Below are 10,485 nucleotides of genomic sequence, written 5' to 3'. Positions count from 1 at the left end.
GCGCGTGGCCGGCCCAGCAGATGGCCCAGCAGCAGCTGCGCGTCCAACCGGTCCAGGCCCTGGGTTTGGGCCTTCAACAGGGCCTGCGCCAGCGTCAGGTTCATGCGGCGCCACCGCTTTCCAGCGCCGCCAGCTGTTGCTGTGCCTGTTCGGCCTGCAGCGCCGCGACCACGTCACCCAGGTCGCCGTCCATGATCGCGCCGAGCTTGTACAGCGTCAGGTTGATGCGGTGGTCGGTCAGCCGGCCCTGGGGGAAGTTGTAGGTGCGGATGCGGTCGGAGCGGTCGCCTGTACCGACCAACGCCTTGCGCGTCGCGGCTTCCTTGGCTTCGCGGGCGCTGCGTTCGCGGTCTTGCAGCCGGGCTTGCAGCACCGCCAGCGCCTTGGCCTTGTTGCGGTGCTGCGAGCGGTCGTCCTGGCATTCGGCCACCAGCCCGGTCGGGATGTGGGTGACGCGGATCGCGCTGTCGGTCTTGTTGATGTGCTGGCCGCCGGCGCCACTGGCGCGGAAGGTGTCGATGCGCAGGTCGGCCGGGTTCAGCGTGACCTCGGCGGCTTCGTCCGGCTCGGGCATCACCGCCACGGTGCAGGCGCTGGTGTGGATGCGCCCTTGCGCTTCGGTCTCGGGCACCCGCTGCACGCGGTGGCCGCCAGACTCGAACTTCATCTTCTCGTAGACCTTGTCGCCCTCGAAGCGGAAGACGACTTCCTTGTAACCGCCCAGGTCCGACGCGTTCTCGCTCATCACCTCACTGCGCCAGCCCTGGCCTTCGGCGTAGCGCAGGTACATGCGGGCCAGATCGGCGGCGAACAGCGCCGATTCTTCACCGCCGGTGCCGGCGCGAATTTCGACGAAGGCGTTGCGGTGGTCGTCCGGGTCGCGCGGCAACAGCGCGGCTTGCAGAGCGGCCAGCAACTGTCCAAGCTCGGCTTCAGCACCAGCGATTTCTTCGCGCGCCATCTCGGCCATGTCCGGGTCGGCCAGCAGCTCGCGTGCCGCGGCGAGGTCGCTTTCGCGCTGTTCGTAGCGGCGAAAGAGTCCGACGACCTCGGAGGCTTCGGCCTGCTCACGCGCCAGCGTGCGGTAGCGGGCCATGTCTGAAGTGACCTGCGGATCGGCCAGGTTGGCGTCCAGCTCGGTCAGGCGCATTTGCAGGCGTTGCAGTTGCAGGCGCAGCGAATCTTTCATGGTCTTCGGGCCGGTCACGGCCGGCATCATTCAAGGGGACAAGGGCGGCCCGCAGGGCGCGGGCGCAGCGGCCAGGTGGCGCCGCGTCGCTACAGCTTGTCGCCCGGGCCGGGCTCGTCGGCCGCCAGGTTGCGCGTGGCCTGGCGCAGGAACAGGCGCGAGACCCATTCGGCGGTCGCGTGGCGGGTCTCGCCCTCGCTGGCGCGCAACTCGGCCAGCGCCCCGTGCAGCATCTTTTGCGTCAGTGCGCGCGACATTGCGTCGAGCACGCTTTCGACGTCCTCGCCGCGGGCCAGCAGCTTGCGCGCGCGGCCCAGCTCGGCGGCCCGCCAGTCGTCGGCCTGCTGGTTCAGCGCCTGGATCAGCGGCACGCTGGCGCGCTGGTCCAGCCAGTGCGAAAAGCTCTGCACCCCGGCGTCGATGATCGCTTCGGCCTGGGCCACGGCGGCTTGGCGCTTTTCGCCCGCGGTCTGCACGACCTCGGTCAGGTCGTCGACGGTGTAGAGGTACACGTCCGACAACCGCGCCACCTCGGGTTCGATGTCGCGCGGCACCGCCAGGTCGACCATGAACATCGGCCGCCGGCGGCGCGCCTTCAGAGCGCGCTCGACCGCTCCCAGCCCGATGATCGGCAGCGTGCTGGCGGTGCATGAGATGACCGCGTCGAACTCGTGCAGCCGCGCCGGCAGGTCGGCCAGGCGGATAGCCTGTGCGCCGAAGCGGCTGGCGAGCTTTTCGCCGCGCTCCAGCGTGCGGTTGGCCAGCGCCATCTGCTTGGGCTCGCGGGCCGCGAAGTGGGTGGCGACCAGCTCGATCATCTCGCCGGCGCCGACGAACAGCACCTTGATCTGACGCAGGTCCTCGAACAGCTGCGAGGCCAGGCGCACGGTGGCGGCGGCCATGCTGATCGAGTGGGCGCCGATTTCGGTCGAGCTGCGGACCTCTTTGGCGACCGAGAACGAGCGCTGGAACAGCTGGTGCAGCGTGGTGCCGAGCGTGCCGGCCTCGTTGGCACCGCGCACCGCTTCCTTCATCTGGCCCAGGATCTGCGGCTCGCCGAGCACCATCGAGTCCAGCCCCGAGGCGACGCGGAACGCGTGCCGCGCGGCTTCGCGGCCTTCCAGCACATAGGTGTGGGCCAGCAGCTTGCCGCCGTCGACACCGCCTTGCGCGGCCAGCCAGTCGATCGCCGGACGCACCAACTCGCGGCCGCGGGCGGCGTTGCCACCGGCCACGTACAGCTCGGTGCGGTTGCAGGTCGACAGGATCGCGGCCTCGGGCGACATACGCTGCCATTGCTCGCGCAAGGCCCGCAACGCCGGCGGCAACTGCTCGGGCGCGAACGCAAACCGGCCGCGCAAGTCCAGCGGCGCGGTGGTGTGGTTCAGTCCGAGCGCGATGACACTCATGGCCAGATTATAAAATTTCAGTCTTTCACGGCGCTGGCGGCGGCCCGAATGCCCGCCGTGCGGTTTGATGCGGCGCAAGCCGTGCGCCCCAACCCACTCGAATACACATGGGCCCGCTCGACGCGCTGTGGCACCTTGCCAACTTTTTCGGCCCCGCCATCGGCGTGGGCCTGATCGCCAGCGGGCTGTGCAAGCTGATCTGGTGGAAGGCCTTGCGCTCCGTCGCCTTCAGCGGCCTGACCTTGTGGGCCGTGGCTGCAGGGGCGGTGGCGCTGATAGGTGGCTTGGTCATCTTCGGCCGCGACGGCCGCATGGCCACCTACGGTCTGCTGATGGCCACCACGTCGCTCGCGCTGTGGTGGCGCGCCCTGCGCCACCTGCGCTGATCACGCGGCAGCGGTCTCCCGCAAGACCACCTCGCCACGCAGCGAGTGCGGCAGCGCCTCGGTGATCGTCACGTCGACCATCTGGCCGACCAGGCGCGGTGAGCCGGCGAAGTTGACGATGCGGTTGCACTCGGTGCGGCCCATCAGCTCGGCGGCGCTCTTGCGCGACGGGCCTTCGACGAGGATGCGCTGCACGGTGCCGACGCGCTGGGCGCTGTAGCGGTGCACGTTGTCTTCGAGCTTGGCTTGCAGCGCCTGCAAGCGCGCGAGCTTCACCTCGTGCGGCGTCTCGTCGTGCAGTGCGGCGGCGGGCGTGCCAGGGCGCGGGCTGAAGATGAAGCTGAACGAGGCGTCGAAGCCGATGTCGTCGATCAGCTTCATCGTCTTCGCGTGGTCTTCCTCGGTCTCGCCGGGGAAGCCGACGATGAAGTCGGAGCTCATCGAGATGTCGGGCCGCACCACGCGCAGCTTGCGGATCGTGCTCTTGTATTCGAGCGCGGTGTAGCCACGCTTCATCGCCATCAGGATGCGGTCCGAGCCGTGCTGCACCGGCAGGTGCAGGTGGTTCACCAGCTGCGGGATGCGGCCGTAGGCGTCGACCAGGCGCTGGGTGAACTCGTTCGGGTGGCTGGTGACGTAGCGGATGCGTTCGATGCCGGGGATTTCCGCCACGTAGTCCAGCAGCAGCGCGAAGTCGGCGATCTCGGCCGTGTCGCCCATCGGGCCGCGGTAGGCGTTGACGTTCTGGCCCAGCAGCGTAATTTCCTTCACGCCCTGGTCGGCCAGGCCGGCGACCTCGGTCAGCACGTCGTCGAACGGGCGCGACACCTCTTCGCCGCGGGTGTAGGGCACGACGCAGTAGGTGCAGTACTTCGAGCAGCCTTCCATGATCGAGACGAAGGCGCTCGCGCCCTCGACCTTGGCCGGCGGCAGGTTGTCGAACTTCTCGATCTCGGGGAAGCTGATGTCGACCTGTGGCCTGTGCTGCGCATGGCGCTGGGCAATCATCTGCGGCAGCCGGTGCAGCGTCTGCGGGCCGAACACCAGGTCCACATAAGGCGCGCGCTCGATGATGGCCGCGCCCTCTTGGCTGGCGACGCAACCGCCAACGCCGATCAGCACGCCCTTTTTCTTCAGGTGCTTGACGCGGCCCAGGTCGGAGAAGACCTTCTCCGCCGCCTTCTCGCGCACCGAGCAGGTGTTGAACAGCACGAGGTCGGCCTGCTCGACGTCTTGCGTCGGCTCGTAGCCTTCGGCGGCACGCAGCACGTCGGCCATCTTGTCCGAGTCATACTCGTTCATCTGGCAGCCGAAGGTGCGGATGAAGACCTTCTTGGTGGCCTTGTCGGCCGGCGTGTCCGCGGTCTTGTCAGTGGGGTTCGTCATGGCAGCAACTCCGTTGTCCGGCCGAGTCACGGCTTCATCCACATTTGTTCGCCGTCGTTGAAGGCCCAGGTCTGGGCTTCGACCGGCGTGCGTGGCCAGGGTTGCTTGGCGATCTCGTCAGGCCGCAGGATCCACACCTCCTGCACCATGCCCATGCCGTCGATCGTGAAGTTGACGATGTACTTGTTGCCCAGCAGCGCGCCGGGCATCGGCATTGCATTGAGCAGGTCGTGTACGCGGGCGCCTGGCGACATGCGGGCGGCCCGGCCGTTGAGCAGGATCTCGGGCGGCGCGCCGAATGTGATCTCGCCGCGCAAGGCGGTGCGCGGGAAGCGGCGCATCAGGGTTTGCGACTGCGCCGGCAAGGCGACCAGCAAGGTGGYGGCAGCCAGCGAAGAGAGGACGAAGCGGCGAGAGGCGCCAGCGGATGCGGCGCGTGCGGCACAGCGATGCATGGTGTAGACCCAGGGGCTGTGAAAAGAACCGGCCCGGGCCTCGTAGGGTGTCCAAGCCGGCGTGAGGGTCGAATTTTAGCGTCGGCGGCCCTGCAGCGGGTGGGTCATGGTGCGGGTCAGGCTCCGCCGTCCAGGTTGTCGCGCAGTCGTTGCAGCAAGGCGCGCAACTGTTCACGCTCGGCGGCGCTCAGGCCGGCCACCGCCTGCGCGTTGACCTTGCGGGTTTGCTGCTGCAGCGTCTTCAGCAGGCCCTGGCCCTCGGCGGTGAGGGTCAACCGGAGGTTGCGACGGTCCGCTGCATCGGCCTCGCTGTCCAGCAGACCGCGTTCGCGCAAGCCCTTGATCAGCCGAGCCAGTTGCGCCTTGTCGCGCCCACTGTGCTGCACCAGGTCGCTCTGCGTCGCGCCGGGTTGGCGGCCGAAGTAGTTGAGCACCTTGCTTTCCATGTGGGTCAGTGTGAGTGGCCCGTCGCGCAGCGCCTGGTACTGCAGCGAGCGCAGCTGATGCATGACGGTGTGCACCAGCTCCACCACTTCGTCCCCCTGAAGCACAGAGGGCTTTGCGGCGGGTTGGTTGACATTGTCAATTGGTTTGCCCATGATGGGAGACATTGTCAATCAATTGAGATGCCAACGCCATGAGCAGTGTCCTCGGCCGCGTGCAGCGCGTGCGCCATGAACTGAAGTTTCGCGACCTGACGGTGGTGCGGGTGCACGATGTGACGCCTCATCTGCGCGCCGTGACCTTCACCGACGAGTCGCTGGCCGACTTCGTCAGCCCCTCGTTCGACGACCATGTGAAGCTCTTCATCGATTCCGGCGCCGAAGAACCGGCACGGCGCGATTACACGCCGCGCAGTTTCGACAACGCGGCGCGCGAGCTGACGCTGGAGTTCGTGTTGCACGGCGATGGCCCCGCCGCTGAATGGGCGACGCAGGCGGCGCCGGGGCAGCGCGTGCGCATCGGCGGCCCGCGTGGCTCTTTCCTGATCCCGCTCGACTACGACTGGCACCTGCTGGTCGGCGACGAGACCGCGCTGCCAGCGATTGCGCGGCGGCTCGAAGAACTGCCGGCCGGCGCAAAGACCTTGGTGGTGCTTCAAGTACCCGATGCGGCGGACCGCCCCACACTGAGCAGCGCGGCCGACGTGACGACCACCTGGGTGGCCGATGGCGCCGGCTTGCTGTCAGCCCTGAAGGCGATGGCGCTGCCGGCTGGTGAAGGTTATGTCTGGGCCGCCGGCGAAGCCGCCGAGATGGCCGAACTGCGCCGCATCCTGGTCGACGAGAAGGGCCACGACAAGCGCGCGATCCGCGCGGCGGCCTACTGGAAGCGTGGTGCGACGGCGCACCACGAGAACCTCGAGGCCTGATCAGCCTTTCGGCGTCGAGAGCTGGAACTCGACCGTGGGGCAGGTGAGATCTGCACCCTGGTGCTCTGCACGCGGGCGCGGCACCGTGGCGGCGGTACCGGCGTCGAACACATCGATCAGCCGGATGCGTGGCAGTACACGGTAGAGGCCGGCGGCCGACAGATCGAAGGGCAAGGCGAGATCCAACTCGGCTTCGATGGCCTTGCCGGCGTCGATGCGCAGATAGTCCTCAGCCCGCGGGTCGGCACGCTTGATCATCGGGCCCTGGAAAGGCAACGGCTTGCCATTGCGTTTCACTTCGACGAAGGGCGCGAACCAGGCGCCCTCGAACGGTGTGTTCCAGCGCAGCACTTGCAGCGGCGCCGCGCCGGTGTTGGTGACCGAGAAGTGAAGCAACACCGGCTGGCCCGCCACTGCCTGCGCCGGTGCCTGAATGGCACAGCGCAGCGCGGCAGCGGGTGAGGCGGCGAAAGACGACGAGCTGGCCATGATGCACGCCAGTGTGACCGCAGCCAGCTTCGTCGTCATGCCAACCTCAAGGCAGGTACGGGCTGTTTTCGGCGAAGTACTCGTGGCTGTCGGCGTTGTCGACGGCACGGGTCGGGTTGGACCGGGCCAGACTCGCCGCGGCGCTTTGGCCGTAAGCCCAGTCGTCGGTGCCGGCGACCACATTGAAGTGAGACATCTCATGCACCAGGGTACCGCCCTTGGAGTCGGTACCCGTCATCGGGGCGCTCCAGAAGGCACCGCACAGGTAGATCTTGTACGGCGAGTTCGCGTAGACATAGGCGTAGGTGCCACTGTCGTTGCATGAGCAATCCAGCGTCAGCGGCTTGGTCTTGAACGCGTTCTCTTCATTGCTGAAGTGGGTGTGCACCGTGCTCCAGCGGCTGGAGCTGAAGGTGCCGAACCACTTGACGTAGCGCTGCGTGCCAGACGGCGTGCCGGCCAGGTAGCTGTTCGATGCCGTGGCGTAGTTCGTGGCTGCGTTGACCGCCGACACCAGCGAGCTCTTCTCCGACGAGGTGCAGCCACCGGTGTAGGTGATGCTGGCAGCCACGGCCTCGTTTGACTCGGTGACGGGCGCTGGCGCGCTGCGGCCGGACGTCCACAGGTGCAGCGCAGTGGCCGATGACAGCACCGCCTCGTTGCCATGGCGGCCATGGGCGACGTATTCGATCGTGTGCTGGCCGTTGCCGAGCTCGTACGAACCGGTGAGTTCGACGCGGTACTTCAGCGTCTGGCCGGCTTCGATGTGCACATAGTCTTCGGCACGCGGCGCGGCGCGCTTGACCAGTGGGCCGACGTAGGAGGCCGGCGTGCCGTCTTCCTTGATGATCCTGAACAGCGGGCCTTGCAGGCGCTGCGAAGGCAGCTGCCACTTCAACACCTTGACCGCATGGCCGCTCGTGTTGGTCACGGCGACATCAACGGCCACATCCACGTCTCCCTGCACCACCGGGTTGGCCGTGCTCAGCTGGACATCGAGCTGGGCCGGTGCGGCGAATGAGCCGGCACAGGCCAGGAGGGCGACCGCGGGTGCTGTCCTTCTTGCAAATCGAATCATCGGATTCTCCAGAAGTTTGATCAGTTGGACTCACTGCCTTGGCCTCGTGGGCCGTGGCCGCCGCAGTCTCGGAGTCCGCCTTGATGACAAGGGATCGGGTGGACCCCCGGCCTTGATCAAAGTTGAACTTATTTCTTCTGGAGAAATGGCAAGCGCCTGTTTCGGCGCYTGCCCGGTCTCGAGTGCCCTTGATTCAAGGCACCCACGCCCCGCGGTGTGGAGCCGCGGGGCGCCCTGGGGTCAGGGCAGGTGCGGGTTGTTTTCCGCGAAGTACTCGTGGTTGTCGGCGTTGGCGACGGCCTTGTCCGGGTTGGTCCGCGCGAGGTTGGCCGCGGCCGTCTGGCCATAGGCATAGTCGCCCGTGCCGGCGACGACGGTGAAGTGCGACATCTCGTGCACCAGCGTACCGCCCTTGGAGTCGGTGCCGGTCATCGGGGCGCTCCAGAACGCGCCGCACAGGTAGATCTTGTACGGCTGGTTCGCGTAGACATAGGCGTAGACGCCGCTGTCGTTGCACGAGCAGTCCAGCGTCAGCGGCTTGGTCTTGAAGGCGCTCTCTTCGTTGGTGAAGTGCGTGTGCGCCGTGTTCCAGCGGCTGGACGTGAAGGCGCCGAACCACTTGACGTAGCGCTGCGTGCCCGACGGCGTGCCGGCCAGGTAGCTGTTCGATTCGGTGGCGTAGTTGGTCGCCGCGTTGACGGCTTTGACGAGCTTGTTCTTCTCGGTCGTGGTGCAGCCGCCGGTGTAGGTGATGTTGGCTTCAGGCTGTTCGACAGCGTCCGTCTCGACCGCGGCGCTGCGGCCCGAGGTCCACAGCTGCAGCGGGGCCGTCGAGGCGACCTCGGCTTCGTTGCCATGGCGGTTGCGCGCGAGGTATTCGACCGTGTAGCGGCCGTTGCCCAGCTCGTAGTGGCTGGTCAGGTCGACGTGGTAAGTCCGCGTCGCGCCGGCTTCGATGCGCACGTAGTCTTCGGCACGCGGTGCCGCGCGCTTGACCAGCGGGCCGACGTAGGAAGCGGGGGTGCCGTCTTCCTTGATGATCCGGAACAGCGGGCCTTGTAGGTGCTGCGACGGCAGCTGCGACTTCAGCACCTTGACGGCGTGGCCGGTCGTGTTGGTGACGGTCACGTCGACGGCGACGCTGACGTCTCCCTGGACCACGGGGTTGGCGACGCTCAAGCGAACATCGAGCTTGTCCTGGGCAGCAAACGCGCCGCTGCAGGCCAACAGGGCGACCACGGGTGCTGTCGTTCTTGCGTATCGAATCATCAGATTCTCCAGACGAGGTTGGATCGTTTTACCCACTGCCGCCGCCTCTCTCGTGCGAACGGCCGCCGGAATCTAGGTCGCCTGAAGACGCGGGTGCCCCGGGTCCACCCGGGGTCGTGACGAATCTTGACCTTGTTCTGCAGAAGAAAAAGCAAGCGCCGGTTTCAGCGCTTGCCGTTTGTGTCACGCGGCGAAAACTGGCCCGCCGCGTGCTTGTCTAGTCAAGCAGATCAGGGCAGATGGGGGTTGTTCTCGGCGAAGTACTCGTGGCTGTCGGCGTTCGCGACCGCTGCCTTCGGGTTGCTCTTGGCCAAACTCCGGCACGCCGACTGACCGTAGGCGTTGTCGTCAGTGTTGCCCACCACGTCGAAGTGAGACATCTCGTGGATCAACGTGCCTCCCTTTGAATCGGTGCCGGTCATCGGCGCCGACCAGAACGCATTGCACAGGTAGATCTTGTACGGCTGGTTCGGGTAAACGTAGGCGTAGGCCGAACTCGTGCACGAGCAGTCCAGCGTCAGCGGCTTGGTCTTGAAGGCCGCGTCGATGTTGTTGAAGTGCGTCTCGACCTTGTCCCAACGCGTTTGACGGAATTTTCCGAACCATTCGACGAAGCGCTGCGTGCCCGAGGACGTGCCGTTCAGGTAGCCCTTGGACTCGGTCGAATAGGTAGTGGCCGCGCCGACTGCGCTCGTCAACGTGCTTTGTTCGGACGACGTGCAGCCACCGGTGAAGCTGATGTTGGCTTCGGTGCCGTTGCCKTCGGCTTCGATGCCCGCGGCCTGGACGACCTCGCTGCGACCCGAGGTCCACAGCGTCAGCGGCACCGAGTTCTTGTACGAGGCTTCGCTGGCACCACGCCCGTCACGGCCGATGAACTGCACGGCGTAGCGGCCATTGCTCAGCTGGTAGCGCTGGCTCAACTCGACGCGATAGGTGCGCGATGCGCCTGCGGCCAAACGAATGTAGTCGGCCTCGGTCGGCTTGCCCCACTTGGCCAGCGGGCCGACGTAGCGCGCGGCGCTGCCGTCTTCCTTGGTGATGCTGAACAGCGGTGAGTGCAGTTCTTCTTCCGGAAGGTACCGCTTCAGTACCTTTACCGCATGGCCGGAAACGTTGGTGACGGTCACGTCGACCGCGACGCTCACATCCCCTTGCACCACCGAGTTGGCGGTACTGAGGCGAATGTCGAGCTTGTCGAGCGGCCCGGCTGCGGCGCCTGCGCCGGCCAGCAAAGCGATGGCGGGAAATGCCCACTTCGCAACTTGGATCATGGCTCCTCCGAAAAGGTCAACGACGTTGGATGGAATACCGCGCCTGACGACAAGCTCGCGGCCAACCAAATCTAGGAGCCATGGGGCGGTCGATGCAGCGGGTTGACCCTTGCTTTGACGCTTCTTGACCGTTGCATTGAAAGCGGCTGCAAGGGGGTGTTACCGCCCGCTGTGTATC

At 66.5% G+C, this 10,485-nt stretch carries 11 protein-coding genes; 2 read left to right on the top strand and 9 right to left on the bottom strand.

What is annotated here, in order from left to right:
- Positions 1-100: 100 nt before the first annotated feature.
- Both prfA and hemA read right to left on the bottom strand, forming a co-directional pair.
- On the bottom strand, positions 101-1,189 hold the full coding sequence (gene prfA, locus AC1DYI_RS18030; RefSeq protein ID WP_477205511.1) for a peptide chain release factor 1: 1,089 nt from the start codon (positions 1,187-1,189) through the stop codon (positions 101-103).
- 89 nt (positions 1,190-1,278) lie between these two features.
- Entirely contained in the window at positions 1,279-2,598 is a 1,320-nt protein-coding gene (hemA, locus tag AC1DYI_RS18025) for a glutamyl-tRNA reductase (RefSeq protein ID WP_477205510.1), read from the bottom strand.
- Between the two features lie 107 nt (positions 2,599-2,705).
- Here hemA and AC1DYI_RS18020 point away from each other — a divergent pair, with 107 nt between their 5' ends.
- Entirely contained in the window at positions 2,706-2,984 is a 279-nt protein-coding gene (locus AC1DYI_RS18020; RefSeq protein WP_477205509.1) for a hypothetical protein, read from the top strand.
- Here AC1DYI_RS18020 and miaB read toward each other — a convergent pair whose 3' ends face one another.
- From miaB to AC1DYI_RS18005, 3 genes are all read right to left on the bottom strand, one after another.
- Positions 2,985-4,370: a tRNA (N6-isopentenyl adenosine(37)-C2)-methylthiotransferase MiaB gene (gene miaB / locus AC1DYI_RS18015; protein WP_477205508.1), complete on the bottom strand. Its 1,386-nt coding sequence runs from the start codon at positions 4,368-4,370 to the stop codon at positions 2,985-2,987.
- Positions 4,371-4,396: 26 nt separating this feature from the next.
- Positions 4,397-4,825 (bottom strand): hypothetical protein, encoded by a 429-nt coding sequence (locus AC1DYI_RS18010; RefSeq protein WP_477205507.1) that lies wholly within the window; start codon positions 4,823-4,825, stop codon positions 4,397-4,399.
- 116 nt (positions 4,826-4,941) lie between these two features.
- Positions 4,942-5,334 carry a MarR family winged helix-turn-helix transcriptional regulator gene (locus AC1DYI_RS18005; protein ID WP_477205506.1) on the bottom strand — a complete coding sequence of 131 codons (393 nt, stop codon included), beginning with the start codon at positions 5,332-5,334 and terminating at the stop codon, positions 4,942-4,944.
- A 128-nt stretch (positions 5,335-5,462) separates the two neighbouring features.
- On the opposite strand from AC1DYI_RS18005, the gene AC1DYI_RS18000 reads away from it, so the two are divergent.
- Positions 5,463-6,197: a siderophore-interacting protein gene (locus tag AC1DYI_RS18000; RefSeq protein ID WP_477205505.1), complete on the top strand. Its 735-nt coding sequence runs from the start codon at positions 5,463-5,465 to the stop codon at positions 6,195-6,197.
- On the opposite strand, the gene AC1DYI_RS17995 is transcribed toward AC1DYI_RS18000, so the two are convergent.
- The 4 genes from AC1DYI_RS17995 to AC1DYI_RS17980 all read right to left on the bottom strand — a co-directional run bounded on the left by AC1DYI_RS17995 (position 6,198) and on the right by AC1DYI_RS17980 (position 10,307).
- Positions 6,198-6,725 carry a hypothetical protein gene (locus AC1DYI_RS17995; RefSeq protein ID WP_477205504.1) on the bottom strand — a complete coding sequence of 176 codons (528 nt, stop codon included), beginning with the start codon at positions 6,723-6,725 and terminating at the stop codon, positions 6,198-6,200. It abuts the gene before it with no gap.
- Positions 6,726-6,732: 7 nt separating this feature from the next.
- Positions 6,733-7,764 (bottom strand): M35 family metalloendopeptidase, encoded by a 1,032-nt coding sequence (locus AC1DYI_RS17990; protein WP_477205503.1) that lies wholly within the window; start codon positions 7,762-7,764, stop codon positions 6,733-6,735.
- A 240-nt stretch (positions 7,765-8,004) separates the two neighbouring features.
- On the bottom strand, positions 8,005-9,003 hold the full coding sequence (locus AC1DYI_RS17985) for a M35 family metalloendopeptidase (protein ID WP_477205502.1): 999 nt from the start codon (positions 9,001-9,003) through the stop codon (positions 8,005-8,007).
- A 260-nt stretch (positions 9,004-9,263) separates the two neighbouring features.
- Positions 9,264-10,307: a M35 family metalloendopeptidase gene (locus AC1DYI_RS17980; RefSeq protein WP_477205501.1), complete on the bottom strand. Its 1,044-nt coding sequence runs from the start codon at positions 10,305-10,307 to the stop codon at positions 9,264-9,266.
- Positions 10,308-10,485 lie beyond the last annotated feature (178 nt).

It is taken from the genome of Ideonella sp. P3_A4 (assembly GCF_056403075.1).
Note: the sequence above shows the minus strand (reverse complement) of the source record. Positions and strands in the feature narration are given on the sequence as shown.